At 67.4% G+C, this 13,829-nt stretch carries 17 protein-coding genes, 2 tRNA genes and 1 pseudogene; 5 read left to right on the top strand and 15 right to left on the bottom strand.

The annotated features are described in order from the left end of the window. Nucleotides 1-37: 37 nt before the first annotated feature. Entirely contained in the window at nt 38-1,024 is a 987-nt protein-coding gene (locus ACFVDI_RS08330) for a hypothetical protein (protein ID WP_378902795.1), read from the bottom strand. Nucleotides 1,025-1,177: 153 nt separating this feature from the next. On the opposite strand from ACFVDI_RS08330, the gene ACFVDI_RS08335 reads away from it, so the two are divergent. After that, nucleotides 1,178-1,251: transfer RNA gene (locus ACFVDI_RS08335), tRNA-Ile, on the top strand. Nucleotides 1,252-1,308: 57 nt separating this feature from the next. Here ACFVDI_RS08335 and ACFVDI_RS08340 read toward each other — a convergent pair. The 4 genes from ACFVDI_RS08340 to ACFVDI_RS08355 form a co-directional block, all read right to left on the bottom strand. Then, the gene (locus ACFVDI_RS08340; protein WP_378902798.1) at nt 1,309-2,256 is read right to left on the bottom strand and encodes a universal stress protein; all 948 of its coding nucleotides are present in this window, start codon (nt 2,254-2,256) and stop codon (nt 1,309-1,311) included. Further along, nucleotides 2,253-3,161 (bottom strand): SPFH domain-containing protein, encoded by a 909-nt coding sequence (locus ACFVDI_RS08345; RefSeq protein WP_378902801.1) that lies wholly within the window; start codon nt 3,159-3,161, stop codon nt 2,253-2,255. Before ACFVDI_RS08345 ends, ACFVDI_RS08340 begins: the two co-directional genes overlap by 4 nt. A gap of 6 nt (nt 3,162-3,167) precedes the next feature. After that, complete coding sequence (locus tag ACFVDI_RS08350) at nt 3,168-3,644, bottom strand: CoA-binding protein (protein ID WP_378902804.1); 477 nt, start codon at nt 3,642-3,644, stop codon at nt 3,168-3,170. Between the two features lie 105 nt (nt 3,645-3,749). Beyond that, entirely contained in the window at nt 3,750-4,682 is a 933-nt protein-coding gene (locus ACFVDI_RS08355) for an MBL fold metallo-hydrolase (RefSeq protein WP_378902807.1), read from the bottom strand. A gap of 72 nt (nt 4,683-4,754) precedes the next feature. Here ACFVDI_RS08355 and ACFVDI_RS08360 point away from each other — a divergent pair, with 72 nt between their 5' ends. The 3 genes from ACFVDI_RS08360 (at nt 4,755) to ACFVDI_RS08370 (ending at nt 5,991) form a co-directional block, all read left to right on the top strand. Beyond that, nucleotides 4,755-5,702: a hypothetical protein gene (locus ACFVDI_RS08360; protein ID WP_378902810.1), complete on the top strand. Its 948-nt coding sequence runs from the start codon at nt 4,755-4,757 to the stop codon at nt 5,700-5,702. Between the two features lie 80 nt (nt 5,703-5,782). After that, complete coding sequence (locus tag ACFVDI_RS08365) at nt 5,783-5,902, top strand: DLW-39 family protein (RefSeq protein ID WP_008355567.1); 120 nt, start codon at nt 5,783-5,785, stop codon at nt 5,900-5,902. Between the two features lie 16 nt (nt 5,903-5,918). Then, nucleotides 5,919-5,991, top strand: a tRNA-Ala gene (locus ACFVDI_RS08370). Nucleotides 5,992-6,071: 80 nt separating this feature from the next. Here the strand turns inward: ACFVDI_RS08370 and xerC are convergent. The 10 genes and pseudogenes from xerC to ACFVDI_RS08420 form a co-directional block, all read right to left on the bottom strand. Continuing rightward, nucleotides 6,072-7,280, bottom strand: coding sequence for a tyrosine recombinase XerC (xerC, locus tag ACFVDI_RS08375; protein ID WP_378902814.1), 1,209 nt, complete (start codon nt 7,278-7,280; stop codon nt 6,072-6,074). Continuing rightward, entirely contained in the window at nt 7,277-7,471 is a 195-nt protein-coding gene (locus tag ACFVDI_RS08380; RefSeq protein ID WP_189117145.1) for a helix-turn-helix domain-containing protein, read from the bottom strand. The genes xerC and ACFVDI_RS08380 overlap by 4 nt, the downstream gene beginning before the upstream one ends. Nucleotides 7,472-7,483: 12 nt before the next feature. After that, the gene (locus ACFVDI_RS08385) at nt 7,484-9,115 is read right to left on the bottom strand and encodes a replication initiator (RefSeq protein ID WP_378902819.1); all 1,632 of its coding nucleotides are present in this window, start codon (nt 9,113-9,115) and stop codon (nt 7,484-7,486) included. Beyond that, entirely contained in the window at nt 9,112-9,375 is a 264-nt protein-coding gene (locus ACFVDI_RS08390) for a hypothetical protein (RefSeq protein ID WP_378902822.1), read from the bottom strand. The genes ACFVDI_RS08385 and ACFVDI_RS08390 overlap by 4 nt, the downstream gene beginning before the upstream one ends. After that, nucleotides 9,372-10,697, bottom strand: a complete 1,326-nt coding sequence (locus tag ACFVDI_RS08395) for an FtsK/SpoIIIE domain-containing protein (protein WP_378902825.1) — start codon at nt 10,695-10,697, stop codon at nt 9,372-9,374. The genes ACFVDI_RS08390 and ACFVDI_RS08395 overlap by 4 nt, the downstream gene beginning before the upstream one ends. Nucleotides 10,698-10,800: 103 nt before the next feature. After that, nucleotides 10,801-10,962 carry a hypothetical protein gene (locus ACFVDI_RS08400; protein WP_378902828.1) on the bottom strand — a complete coding sequence of 54 codons (162 nt, stop codon included), beginning with the start codon at nt 10,960-10,962 and terminating at the stop codon, nt 10,801-10,803. An 11-nt stretch (nt 10,963-10,973) separates the two neighbouring features. Beyond that, nucleotides 10,974-11,240, bottom strand: a complete 267-nt coding sequence (locus ACFVDI_RS08405; RefSeq protein WP_378902831.1) for a hypothetical protein — start codon at nt 11,238-11,240, stop codon at nt 10,974-10,976. Beyond that, nucleotides 11,240-11,707 carry a plasmid replication, integration and excision activator gene (locus ACFVDI_RS08410; protein ID WP_378902834.1) on the bottom strand — a complete coding sequence of 156 codons (468 nt, stop codon included), beginning with the start codon at nt 11,705-11,707 and terminating at the stop codon, nt 11,240-11,242. Before ACFVDI_RS08410 ends, ACFVDI_RS08405 begins: the two co-directional genes overlap by 1 nt. Before the next feature lie 121 nt (nt 11,708-11,828). Further along, nucleotides 11,829-12,341, bottom strand: coding sequence for a UTRA domain-containing protein (locus ACFVDI_RS08415; RefSeq protein ID WP_378903066.1), 513 nt, complete (start codon nt 12,339-12,341; stop codon nt 11,829-11,831). Nucleotides 12,342-12,365: 24 nt separating this feature from the next. Further along, nucleotides 12,366-12,572 (bottom strand): annotated as a pseudogene (locus tag ACFVDI_RS08420) (winged helix-turn-helix domain-containing protein); the annotation flags it as partial. Between the two features lie 75 nt (nt 12,573-12,647). Here ACFVDI_RS08420 and ACFVDI_RS08425 point away from each other — a divergent pair. Continuing rightward, nucleotides 12,648-13,709, top strand: a complete 1,062-nt coding sequence (locus ACFVDI_RS08425) for a DUF1152 domain-containing protein (protein ID WP_378902837.1) — start codon at nt 12,648-12,650, stop codon at nt 13,707-13,709. The last annotated feature ends 120 nt before the right edge of the window (nt 13,710-13,829 follow it).

The following is a 13,829-nucleotide window of genomic DNA, read 5'->3' on the forward strand; positions in this document are numbered from 1 at the left end:
GGTTATCCGAACGTGGTTCGGATAACCCTCCCCAGGTTCATTTGCCAGAGGCTTCGCAGGTGTCGCCGCATGGGCGCAGGTTTCCGGGCCATCCGTTCCTGGTGAGGATCCGTCCGATGCGTGCCGCGGTCTGGCACGGGGTGCCGAAGACCTGGTGGAACCTCAGTCGCGCGGTCACCGTCCCCGACTGCGCCAGATCGTCCAACGAGCGGTCCGCGTCGCGGGCCTGGTCTCGCCAGGAGTCGTGGCCGAGCGCACCATCGAGCTCGACCACGAGCCCGTATGCCACGTACTCGACGTCTCGGTACTGGTTTCCCGTGGAACCGATCCGGGGAGACTGGCGCCGCCCCGCAGGTAATGAATGGGCTCGCTCGACCTTGGCGAGGTAGCCGTGCTCGAGCACGGAGTGCGTGCCTGACGCCAGGTCGTCCACCAATCCCTGGATGAGCTTGCGCCGACGCAGGGAGTGCGCTCGGTCCAGTGCCGCCTGGAGGCTGGCGGCCGTGACGTAGGACCTGCTCGCCACCTCGGCGACCCGAGCGATCGCGTCGATCTCGGACCTTGCCTCGTTCGCCATCGCCAGCGCGTTGTCCTCGACCTTGAGACGTGGCGGCGTGCCGCCATAGGCCTTGAGCTTCAGCCCCCGCATCCGGTGGACGACGACGCCGGGCTGAGGCATCACCTTGCGCGAGTGGTCGATCGCGACGTGGATCGGCCGTCCGTCGTCACGACCTCGTGGTGCCTCGAGGCTCTCCCGGCAGAGCACAGCCGGATCGGCGTACAGCACCGCGGCCCAGGCGCGCTGCTCCCAGGTGAGCGGGCCGGTGTGGTCGATGTAGACGCGAGGATGCACCCGGCGGAGCTCCTTGCGGCGTACGGCCCGCTCTATGTCGACCCTGGTGAGCCCGCCTGCGGTGAGCTGGGCATGGCTCGCGACCCCGTGCTGCATCCGTCGCTGAGCATCCAGCATCCGCGCCGCATCCTCACGCGCGAAGATCGCCTCGAGGTCCTCCGAGTCGGACATGCTGGCACCCTAACCCTGGGGAGGCTCATCCGAACCGGGTTCGGACTGACCTCCCCAGGGTGGTCAGGGTGTCACCGTTTTGGTTCCGCGGGCGGCGGGCGGGTAGTGTTTCCTCTCGCCTGCTGGTGGGGCTTCCACCCCCGGCTGGCACCTGCGCTTATAGCTCAGACGGTTAGAGCACCACACTGATAATGTGGGGGTCGGAGGTTCAAGTCCTCCTAAGCGCACAGCACGTCAAGGCCGTCTCAACCAGACAGAACTCTGGTGAGGCGGCCTTACTCATGTCACCCGGATCCACTCCGGGCGCGCGCGTCGGTCACGTCGGCGGCTGCAGCAACGTCGTCGAAGGTCGGGGCCACATGCGGGTCGATCTCGACCGGGCACTCGCTCTCCCGCAGCACCGCCCGGGCGGTTCCGCCGAGGTGTCCGAAACCGAGGAACCGACCGCGGCCCAGGATCAGCAGGTCGGCGTGCCGGGACGCCTCGACCAGGGCGTACGCGGCCTGGGCCTGGACCACCTCGATCCGAGCCGGGACCTGGGTGATCGCCGGGGCCGAGCCGTCGCGGGCGGTCTCGAGGGCGGCGGTGAGCTCATGCTCGGCCCGCTCGGTCCAGCGCTGCTCCTCGGTGCCGACAGTCAGGTAGTCCTGATAGGCATCGACGGGGTGCCAGACGTGCAGCAGCCGTAGGCTCGCCCCGCGAGCGGCCGCCACCTCCAGCCCACGGCGTACGAGGGCGATGGAGGTGGCGACGTCTTGGACCCCGACGACGATCTCGCGGGGTACGTCCTGGCTCGACCAGGTCGCCGGGACCGCGACGACGGGCACCGGCGAATGTGTCGCCACCGGGGCGAGGACGGAGGAGGTGCCGACCCGTTGGATCAACGTGCGTGGCTGGTCCCCGAGCACCACGAGTCGTGCCTTGCTCGCCTCGATGGTGAGCATCGTTGCGGGCCTGCCGAGCAGCAGCTGCGTGCTGATCTGCGCACCACTCTCCGAGATGGTGCGCTCCGTCTCGACGAGGATCTCGCGCCCACGGCGCAGCAGGCCGGGGTCAGGGCGGGCGGGAGCAACCGGCCACGCTGCCAGTGGAGGCACGTAGGGGTCGACGACGTGGACCAGCTGCAGGGTGCCTCCGCACCGGACCGCCTCTCCCGCTGCATAGCGCGCTGCGGCGAGGCCGGCTTCGGTGCCGTCGACTCCGGCCAGGATGAGGCCTCCGCTCTCGTTCATGACTGACTCTCGCGCTCGGGCAACGGGCCACGAGGCACCGACGGCTCTCCATCGCGGCGGTGTCCGCGGACGGGCGGTGCGGCATGGTCCGCGGATGCCGGGCGTCTGGGTGGTGATGACTCGTGCTGGCCGTACGCTGCCACCCGCTCGCGTTGCAGGAACGCTCCGAGGTCGGAGATGGTGCTCATCAGCGGGGCCGGGAAGACAACCGTCGTGTTCTTGTCCACGCCGATCTCGACCAGGCTCTGGAGGTTGCGGAGCTGGAGCGCCAGCGGGTGTTCCATCATCGTGTCCGATGCCCGTCCGAGCGCCGCTGCCGCGGCTGCCTCGCCTTCGGCGGCGATGATCTTGGCCCGCTTCTCCCGCTCTGCTTCGGCCTGCCGGGCCATCGCCCGCTTCATGCTCTCGGGAAGTTGGATGTCCTTGAGCTCGACGAGCGTGACGACGATGCCCCACTCGGTCGTGGTGCGGTCGAGGATCTCCCGGATGTTGGCGTTGATCGCATCGGTCTCGGAGAGGGTCTGGTCGAGGGTGTGCTGGCCGACAACGTTGCGCAACGTCGTCTGCGCGATCTGGTCGATCGCCACGCTCACACTCTCGATGGCGACGACGGACTTCACCGGGTCGACGACGTGGAAGTAGGCGACGCCGGCGACGTCGATGCTCACGTTGTCCTTGGTGATGATGCCCTGCGACTGGATCGGCATCGTGACCGTGCGCAGCGACACCCGCCGAAGCACGTCCACCACGGGGATGATCAGTCGCAGACCCGGCTCGCGCACCCCGATCACCTTGCCGAGCCGAAACAGCACTCCGCGCTCGTACTGCCGCACCACCCTGATGGACATGGCCAGCGCGAGGACCAGCAGCGCCGCGCCGAGCACGATGTAGGCGGTTCCACTCATGTGCCCTCACGTCTCCTTCGGTACGTTGCCGCTCAGACCGAGGAAGAGCCGCATCACCTTGTGTCCAGGATCGGCGGTCGGTCCGAACATGCACGGGCAACCGCCGGCGATCACCGTGATGCCGTGCTCCCGGCCGTAGTCGGCCGCCTCCGGCGAGACGCTGCCGCCTCCGGGGCCCCGGTGCATCCAGACCTGCTTGATACCGAGCTCGACACACTGCTCCATCGTGGTCTGCGCGAGTCCCGGACGGGTGCCGATCACCACTGCATCCACCCCGTCGGGAACCGACTCCAGGTCGGGATAGCAGGGATCGCCTTCCACGTGGTCGGCGTTCGGATTGATCGGCGTGACGTCGTACCCGCGGTCTCGCAACCGCTCGTACACGACGTTGGCGCCGTGACCTCTGTTGTGCCGCGAAACACCCGTCACCGCAATGCGTCTGTTCGCGAGGAACTGTGCGGTCGCCTGCTTGATGGGGATCATCTGAGCTCCCTGGGTCCACGGATGCGCGTGTGGCGCACCCTCCGCTGCCAGTCTTGTTCTCGGCCGGCCAGGAGCTCAGGAGACCTAGGTCATCTGTGCCGGGACCTACGCCATTCCGGCGGACGCGTCGTGATCATGAGTCGGGACGACCCGCATCAGGTGGCGAGCCAGGTGGAGGCGGTGGAGAGTGGCGAAGGCGGCATCGCGGTCCTCGTCGACGAGGTCACCGGGGAATGCCGGTTTCTGCCTGATCAGGTCGACCTGGTCGTAGTGCCAGGCGGCGTCGCCGGCGATCAGGACCCAGCCGGAGGCGGTCCGGGCGAGGACACCGATGCTGCCCGGCGTATGGCCGGCGAGCTCGACCAGCAGGACGGAGCTGTCCCCGAACAGGTCGTGGGAGGCGGTGAAGGTGGCGACGGGCGGGCCGTCGAGGTCGTACGTCTCCACCGGGCGGCCATCGGTCAGAGCCGGGCGCACTCCCCCGACGGGCGGCCGGCCGGGGCCGAGGATCCAGTCACGCTCGGTGGTCCGCATGTGGACCGGGAGGCCGGGCAGGTCGAGGAGACCACAGACGTGGTCCCAGTGGGCATGGGTCGGGAGGGCGAAGTCGGGCTTGATCTGCGCGGTGAGCAGTGAGTCGACGGTGGCGACGGTGTCCGACGGCGGCGTGACAAGGCGACGCAGCATCCCCGGGAGCTCGCTCAGGGCTCGCTCGGGAGCGTCTCGGCAGTAGGAGGGGTCGACGACGAACGTCGCCTCGGGATGACTGACGATGAAGCAGGTCATCGCGTTGCGTACGGACCGCCGGAGGCCGGCGCCCTCGATCAGACCGCCGGCGGGCAGTGTGCGTGGCACCTGGGGCATCGTGCGTACGGTCACCGTCCGGTCGCCCCGGGGCAGGCCGGCGTCGGTGATCGAGGCGAGAAGTCGTTGGTCGGGTCGCCGCGGTCGGAGCAGACCGCGGCCGAACCCGGTCAGGGCGCCGATCAGCTCGCGAGGGGTCGGCGTGGCTGCAGAAGCAGTGGGATCGCTCGTCACAGAGGGAACGTATCGACCAAGAGCCGGTACGCCATCCGACCACGGTAGGAACCGCATGCGAACATCGCCATCATGACGAAGATCGACCTTCCGTTCGACCTCGACTCCATCCCGGGACGTACGCGGCGATGGGTCAGGGGAGGGATGCGGCGCACCGAGAGGTGGGGGAAGCGGTTGGGTGGGCGGGTCGGCCCGCTCATCCCCAACACGCTGGCCACCGGTGGCACCGACGACTGGACTCCGCAGGGGCTGGGCTACGGGCCGGACACCAACCTGCTGGCCCAGAGCTACTACTCCCACGACAAGGGCTCGGCGCTCGTGCTGGTCGACCTGAAGAGCGGCAAGACCGTCGCCGAGGTGCTGCTCGTGGGACACAACGGCAAGGCAGGACCGGGTCACGCCGGCGGCGTCGCGGTCGACGGCGACGACGTCTGGGTGTCCAAGGGGGCCGGCGGCGGCACCGGCAAGCTCTACCGCTACTCACTGTCGAAGATCCGCAACTCGGAGAAGGCCGCCGAGGTCGAGCCGATCGAGGCGCCGGCGAAGGTGGCGGCCGGCTCCTACTGCCGGATCCGCGGCAACCAGCTCTACGTCGGTGGCTTCGGCAACCAGACGCTGTTCGCCTACGAGAAGGGCGAGAACGGCGAGTGGGACTTCTCCCAGCCGGTCATCTCCACCACCACCCCGCCGAAGGTCCAGGGTGTCGTCGTCCGCCGTGACGAGTACGTCTTCTCCTCCTCGTTCGGCCGCCACCGCCCGAGCACGATCTTCATCTGCGAGCGGAAGCCCGACGGCATGGTCGGTGCGGTGCAGCGCAAGTACAGGTTCCCCAACATGGCCGAGGCGATCGTCGAGGTCTCGGGCGAGCTCATCACCACCTACGAGTCCGGCGCCTCCCCCTACAGCCGGCCCTCGGCGTACGGGTTCGGGCTCCTGACCGGCCGGATGTGGGCGAGCACCCACATGACCCTCACCCCCATCGCCTCCCTCGGCCTGGCACCGGACGCCGAGGCCGGGTGATTTCGTACGCCTCATGGCGGGCCGGTACGCTTTCCTGGTCTAACGGGCAGCGATGCTCACCACGACTCGCAGGAGAAGACATGAAGAAGATCGTCCTCGTACTGCTGGCCGCGGCTGGCATCGTCCTCGCCAAGAAGAAGCTCGACCAGTCCAACCCCGAGAAGGGTCACTGGGCCGCGGCGACCGACAAGGTGAACTGACCGACGGACACCGTCCGGGGCGTTGGCGCAATTGGTAGCGCACCTGCTTTGCAAGCAGGGGGTTAGGGGTTCGAGTCCCCTACGCTCCACCCATTCTGACCAGGCAAAACGCGAAAGCGACTGAGCAAGGGTCAGCGGCCGAAGGGCCAAATCCTGACGAACTGCCTGACTACGCCGCGTCATCGTCGTTGCCTTCCTCGTCCTCGGTGTCGTCGCCGGCGTCCTCGAGGGAGAGCGGAAACACGCTGTCCATGACGCTGGCGCCTGACTCGATCACCGGCCGCAGCTCGTGGCGGTAGACCAGCTCCGTCACCGCCGTTCCCTTGTGGCCCATGAGACGCGAGATCTCCTCGACCGGCATCCCCCGCTCGGACAGGATCGAGACGAAGGAGTGCCGCAGCTCGTACGGCACCCACTCGTCGGGATCTATGCCGGGGACCAGGCGGAGAGCATCGCGGAACATCCGGCGTACGTTGTGTGCATCCTGCTCAGTGCCCACGAGGGACGGAAACACCAGGTCGTTCTCCTGCCACCGGTCCCCCGCACGTTCCCGAATCTCGACCTGCTCACGTCGGGCACGTTCCAGCATCGCGGCGACGTAGCCGGAGACCGCAAGCGTCCGCTTCGACTTCTTCGTCTTCGTGTCTCCGCCGGCCCGCACGGAACGCCATACCTCGATGTAAGGGGTCGCCTCGTCGAGGTGCACACGATCCCACCGCAGCGCCCGGACTTCCTCAGGACGTACGCCGACGAGCAGCGAAACCGCGATGTAGGGGTGCATGTGGTGCTTGCGCGTCTTCTCGAGGATGTCCGAGGCCTGTTGGAGAGTCAGCGACTTCGACGGACGACCAGTCCGACCCTTCGGCGCAGGGCACAGGTCGACGACGTTTCGCTCAGCAAGCCCACGCTTGACCGCCCGATTGATCGACCTCCGCAGCACGGAGCGAACCTGCTTCAAGGTCGAGGTCGACAGATCCGACGACAACTTGAGCAGCCACTTGTCGACCTCGTCGGGACGAAGATCCTTCAAGCGACGCCCGCCCAGATGTGGCTTGATGTGCACGCGGTACTTGTCGCTGTCACCCTCCTTCGTCTTCTCCCCCACGTCCGAGCGCTCGAACTTCAACCAGTCCTCACAGACCTGAGCCACGGTCACCCGATGAGCTGCGGGCATGAGGCCGGCCTCGTACTCGCGGATGCGATCACGCAGGTTACGGAGGGCTGCCGACTCGCTCTTGCCGGTGCCGGTCTTGACGATGCGCTTTCCGCGTCCGTCGTAGCCCACCGTCTTCTCAGCGATGTAGCGCTGGCGCTTCTCATCCCAACGCACACCACCATCGCCTCGAGCTCGACGAGACTTCTTGTCTTCGGTGCTCATGCTGCCTCCTCAGCGAGCAGGGCGACGCACTCAGCGAGGGCATCGACCGGAACCCGGCGACTACGACCGACCTTGACCGTCCGCAGACGATCCGAACGGATCAGCTCGTAGATGACAGACCGGCTGATGCGCATCGCCTCGGCCGCTTCCTCAACCCGGTAGAGCACCGGGACGACGACTGTCTCGCTCATCACTTCACTCCTTCATCGGTTGGTGTTCTTGTTCTGCGCTTTCCACTGCTCGTACTCACGCGCTCGAGCTGCGGCCGCGAGAGCGAGGGTTTCGTCGCCGGGGTTCGTCCACCCGGTGCCTTGGTAGGTCCAGTTGCCGATGACGAGGGTTGTCTCGGTGTCGTCGGCCAAGAGCCGTGCCTCGAGCTCCTCGAGGTCGAGCAGCGCTTTACGGGCGTCTTCGTCGTGCTCAGCGGTCGCCACCAGGTCGCGGTATTTGGCACGTGCCCGGCGGAGCTGGCCAAGGGTGACGGAGTAGCGCCGGGACTTGGTGGAGAAATGACCCCGGAACCCGAGCATGTGAGCCCACTTCCCCAGGAGCTGGTACGGGTTGGCCGGCGTCCCTTTGGCGTCGACGTGGGGTCCGTAGTGTTCCCGTGCTCGAGCGCTGAGCTGCCGGCACCTCGAGGCGAACTCGGCGACGTGCTCGACCGGCCGGTCAGCGCGGATCGAGGTGGCGTCCTTGGTCGCGTACTTGGCCAAATAGCCAGCCACCTGCCCAGGCGTGAGAGGGCCGTCCGGGTCGTCGGTGCGGTTCGTGTCACGCACGACCCGGACATCGAGCTGCTTCCCCCAGCACAGCACCCGAGCGGTGTCATCGTCATCGACCGGAGGAGCCTCGAGGTGAACTTCGCCGGCGGCGTGCTCCAGGAGCCGGCCCAGAGTGCGACCGTCCAGCGGTGCAGGTGATCCAGGACCATCGGGACCGTCCAGGCGGATGAGGGCGTGGAAGTGCACGAGCCCACGGGCTTGGTACTCGGCGACCTTGGCGAACTGCACCGAGGCCACGTCAGCAAGGGCCGGCGGAGGGGTCGGGTTCTTCTTGGTGGGCTTCCGGCGGGTCTCTGTCACCCCGAGCTGATGAGCCAGCGCACGGCGTAGCGCGATGGTGGTCCGCCGCCACAGCTCCGGCGCGTGCCACTGCCAGATGACGGCGCTATCGGTATCGTGACACTCCGGACACAGTGGCGCGCCATTGGCGGAATCGTCGGGACCGTGGACGCTCATGCAGCCCAGGGGGCGGCCGTGCTCGCAGGTCACCGGCTGCCCGGGCCTGGCAGAGCGTGGCCGACACCTGCCGCCAACCGGTTGCCCGTTCTTCGGTCGGGATCCGTGGACGTGTCCGAAGGAAGGGGCGGTGAAGGTGACGAAGAGCAGCGGGTTGTCTGCCACCGTGGCGGGGATCGTCTTCCCGCCCACCAGGCCGGCGTTGATCATGGCGAAGGTGTCGCGGGCGTAGACCCGGGAGCAGGAGGGGCAGACGTCGGCGCGGCGGTTGCCGCAGGGACGGTAGAGCACCCCGAGCGGGGCATTCGCGGACGAGAACGTACCGACAAGCTCCCCGCTACGGGCATCAATCGTGGTCGACGAGCCAGACAGCCGGATCGGGTGGGCGCAGTACTTGACCGCTGCTGCGGTCTCGGCCCAGGCGTCGAAGGAGCCGTCAAGGAGTCGGGCACCGACCGCGTTGAAGGCGGCCGGGGTGAGTCCGGACAGATCCAGCGGCGCATCCTCCCCATACCCAGGGAACGAGCCCTGAGCCGGAGACGATGCGTCACTGTGGATGCCCGGCGCATCCAGAGTCGAGCTGGTCGAGACGGTCACGCTGCACCATCCAGGGGCATCACGTCGAGCAGGTCGAGCAGGTCGGCCGGCTCAGCGGCGTGGTCGACGCCGGCCCACCATCCACCGGTAGCGGTGCGGGCGTAGGCGGTGCAGGCGAGCCGGACCGGGCAGCCGGCGCAGGTCTCCTGCATCAGTTCGACCAGGACCGACGGGGTCTCGATCTCATCGGTGGTCCAGGGCAGACCGCGAGTCTCTCGGGTCGTGCACGCGGCGTGCTCCATCCAAGCCGGCGTAGTCATCGGGCACCCCCATCGGTGAGGGAGAGCTGCATCCCGGGCAGGTCACCAGGAGCAGCGTCCGAGATCGTGACCAGTTCCGGGGTCGCCGGGTAGAGCGAGGCAACGCGGCGGATGAGGTCGTCGGACCAGTAGTCGGCGCGGATGCGGTCGGTGGAGCCGTCCTCGTCGATGATCCAGGCCGTGCCCTGGGCACCCTTGAGGATGCGGTGTGCCGGCGCGAACGGGGCCATGCCGTCACCCAGGACCATGTTGGTCTCCATCGCGGAGCGCAGCCGCAGAGCGATGGTCTGGGTGAAGAGCCCTCGCATGTCGATGACCTCCTTACGCGGGTCCTGGACGAAGGCGCACACCACGACACCGACGGCGCGGGCGATGGAGAGCAGCCGCTTCAACAGCCGTTCGGCCTCCTTCTTGATGTCCTGGTCGGCGTAGGCGGTCAGCGAGGCCAGCTCGTCGATGACGAGGACGTAGAGCGGGTCCCCCGGGGCGGGCTTGTGATTGCGAGAGACCCCGCGCAGTTCCTCGGTACGGGCGTCCGCGATCGCGACGAACTCCCGTAGCCGCTCGAGGGCCTGCTCCCCGGTGACGGCGATCTTGGTGAACAGCGGGGCACCCATGGTCAGCTCCATGCCGCCCTTGAGATCGATCCCGTAGACCCGCGCAGCGTCCACCTTGATCGCGGGCGCCAGGGACCCGACGATGCCCCACAGGAAGGAGCCCTTCCCCGAGCCCGAGGAACCGACCACGAGCGTGTGGCGCTGCTCGATCTGGAGGTTGAAGGGCTTGCCGGACTGGCGGCGGCCGAGGCGGACCGTTTCGGTCTGCATCCGGGGCTCCGGCATCCCGGCCGTGGTCGGTGTCTTGATGAGGTCCCGCATCACTAGCTCGAACATGACCGTCGAGCCGGCGCGGCGCTTGGGCGGGTAGACCCGGTAGGCGTCGGCGCTGTAGGTCGCGGCCAGTTTCGGAGCGAACGCCTCGAGGTCGGCCAGGGCCTGGCCACGACGGGTCCGGACCTTGAGGGTCACCGAGTGCGCCGAGGTCGTTACGCGCTTGAGACGGGGGTCGCGCCACTTCTCGATGGACTCCTCACCCACGCCCATCTTCTTGACCCGCTTCGTGCGGCGCTTGGACAGACCGGCCTCACGGGCAACGCCCTTCCAGGTGATCCGGAAGACCAGCCACCACCAGCTACGCCGGCCGATGGAGGCCAGCCAGCCCAAGGCGGCCAGGGTTGCAGGGCGAGTCGGTTTGATCACGACCAGGACCGCGATCGCCAGGGCGAGGATGCCGCCGAGGCTGACGTAGATTGTCTCGTTCATCAGATGCTCCGTTCGTTGCGTTCCTTCGAGGTATCGAGCTGGAGACCCGCCAGCCGCCACGGCTTCCCATCCATGACGACCAGCGGGCGAATGTGGAGTGCGCTCACAAGCCGGCTGCCTTAGCGCGGCAGGTCGGGCACACCGGGGTTGAGAGGTCGGGGTAGTCCCAGGTCCAGGAGCTGCCGGCGTTGGGCTGGCCGCACAGGGTGTGATCGGCGTTGAGCCCGGCGTAATGCGCGGGGTCGGACCCATCGCCGATCCACACCAGGTAGAGGCTCACGACGCGGCGCTCCGGGTCTCGTCGTAGGCACGTCGGTTCTCAGCGCGCCAGGCCTCCAGGTCCTCGAGGCGCGCGGCCCAGGTCTCGGCGTCGATCTGGAGAGCGTCGAGGACTTTCTCGACCCGGAGGCCAGCCAGGCGGACGTACATGTCAGCCCGTTTGGTGACCTCGTGCTGGGCGGACTTGGCCCGCAGCTCGGAGGTGAGCAGGTCGGCCCACATCTCGGCCTCGTCCTTGACCTGCTGGATCGTCGGGGTGTCCATCACGCCGCCTTCGAGGCAGCAGCGGCACCACCAGCGGCAGGCTTGCGCGCGGCGTTCTCGCCGGGCTTCACCATCGACTCGGCCCGGTAGGACCAGGTGATCCGGGTCCGGTCCTGGCCCTCACGGTTCTTCCCGCCCGTGTACTCCACGTACGGCAGCGCGGTCAGGCCGACGAACTCCACCGGAGTCCAGGGGAACGGGGTGTCGTTGGCCGGCGGGACCGGCTGGTGCTTGGCCAGGAACTTGACCGTGATCGCGGTGTCCTTCTTCCCGACTGCGTCGTCGGCGTCGAGGACCACGACCTGCCAGATCGGGAGACCGGTCTCCTTCTCGAGCTGCTGGGGCATCGACCCATCGGCCCGCTTGCCGGCGTCGAAGTCGAGGACCGGCTCGACCTCGCCCTTGAGGAACGCTCCCTGCGGGAACACGTCGCCGTGCTGGACTGCGAAACGCTGCTTCATCGCCATGACTTGATCTCCTCGGATCTGAGTGTGTTGGTAAGTGGTATATGCCACTCACCAACAGAGTGGCATATACCACTTGGGGATGCAAGCACCTTCCCGAAGGTTTCTCGGTGACGAGCGCTGACTAGCTCAGGTCGTACCGCTGTTCGTAGCTCCAGCGGTCGGACGGGTAGACCGCCTCCGCGAACTCGATCGGGCGGTCGTGCTGGTCGTACACGATGTGCTCGACCACGAGAACCGGTGCGGCATCGTCGACCAGGCCGAGGTCTTCGGCATCTGCGCCGGCTGTGCGTGCGCATGTCCGGTCTCGGGCATAGGCGCCAAGCCGGCCGGTCTGCGTCTCGACGTACGCCAGGGTTCCGGACCGGATCCGCTCCTTGGTGAGCAGCCGGGGAGCGGTGCCGGCCAGGTCGGCGTTGAACCACGATGTCGAGGTCTCAGCTCGGCGCTCACCTTCCCAGGTGATGCGACGGCGTCGAATCGCAGCGCTCCCTGCCTCGAGTTGCAGGGCCCGCGCGACATGTTCTGGAGCCTCGAGAACGACCTCCGCAGCCACGATCTCGGCGCGCGTCCCATCGGCGTAGATCCGGCCGGACGTACGCGCCTTCGTGTAGCGCTCGCTTGCGCGCCGGTTCACAGCGAGATCGGACACAAAGGTTCCTGAACCCTGGATCGAGTGCACAAGGCCGAGCTCACGAAGCAGCATCAGAGCTTTGGTCGCGGTTGGGCGCGACACGTTGTAATCCGCCGCGACTGCCCGCTCGCTGGGGATCTCGTCACCCGGGCGCAGTTCCCCGCTCAGGATCCGAGCGCGGATCTGGTCCGCAATCTGACGGAACTTCGGTGCTCCGTTGGCCGTGTTGCTCATCGCTACTTCTTCCGACTGGTTAATACCACTTCTCAACGGTAGCGCCTAGACCACTGGCAGGTGACAATCGAGGCCATGCGGACTCTCTTGGTGGCGGCCGGCGGTGGCGGCGATGCGGTAGGCGCAATGCTGATCCGTCGACTCCTAGGCCACGACCCACGCGAGCAAACCCTGGTCACTACGTGTGCCTGGGAACGACTCCGGATCGACCCGGTACCCGGTCCTAGATCACGAGGCGACTTCGTCGGCCTCCGTGCTGTCGCAGGCGTTCGTGCTGAGGTCGGACCAACCAGCGACACGCTTCCCGCCGGCCGCTCGGTCCTCCCGAGGCTCGCAGGAGATATCGACGCTCGGTTGTTTGTACACGACTTCGCCGGCGGTGCGGTCGGCCTGGCCGCTCAGCTGCGGTCGCTCGCGCACGCCCTCGATGCTCAGTCGCTCACCGTGGTGGACGTCGGCGGGGACATTGTCGCGCGCGGCGACGAGCCCAGACTTCTTAGCCCGCTAGCAGACTCACTGACCCTCGCGGCGAGCTTCCAGACCGGTCTTCCCGTCCGGCTCGCGATCCTCGGACCAGGAGTAGACGGTGAACTCACGGCCGGCGAAGTGACAGAGGTCCTCGCGCGTCTTCGTGCAGAACGGACCGGTTACATCACTCCGGCTGACGTCGAGGCCCTGTCTGACGTGCTCGCGTGGCACCCAACGGAGGCAACAACACTTGCAGCTGCGGCTGCGATGGGGCATCGGGGATTGGTGGACATGCGGCGGGGCCTGGATCCTGTGCCGGTGGTCGACGACAGCGCGAGCGTGTGGGTCGTCGACACCCTGGCGATCGAGGACTTTCCGCTCGCGGCTGCCCTCATGCAAACGCACAGCCTTCAAGGGGCTGAGCAGATCATGCGCAATGTCGCCGTCGACGAACTCGACTACGAGCGCCGTCGTGCCGCTGGGCAAGCGGTCCGTCACCCGCCCATGTCGCTGTCCGCGATTGCTAGAGCGAGTCTCGAGCTAGGTGCGTCGTTCATCACCACGCGCCGTCTGCTCGAGGCTACGACTGCCGACTGCCCTCAGTTTGAGGCGGCGCGTGTCGACGGACTCGGCCTTTGGTCGCTCGACGCGATACTCGCCGGCGCATAGGCAGAGGTAGGGCAGGAATTGGCCCTTGTGAAGCAGCGGACCGATCGAAAGACGTTGTAGTCGAAGCCCTGACGAGGTGTTGCTTTATCCGCTAACTTTGGCGCGAACATTTTGTCGGAA

Source organism: Nocardioides sp. NPDC057767, assembly GCF_042798275.1.
In the GTDB taxonomy this organism is placed as follows: Bacteria; Actinomycetota; Actinomycetes; order Propionibacteriales; family Nocardioidaceae; genus Nocardioides.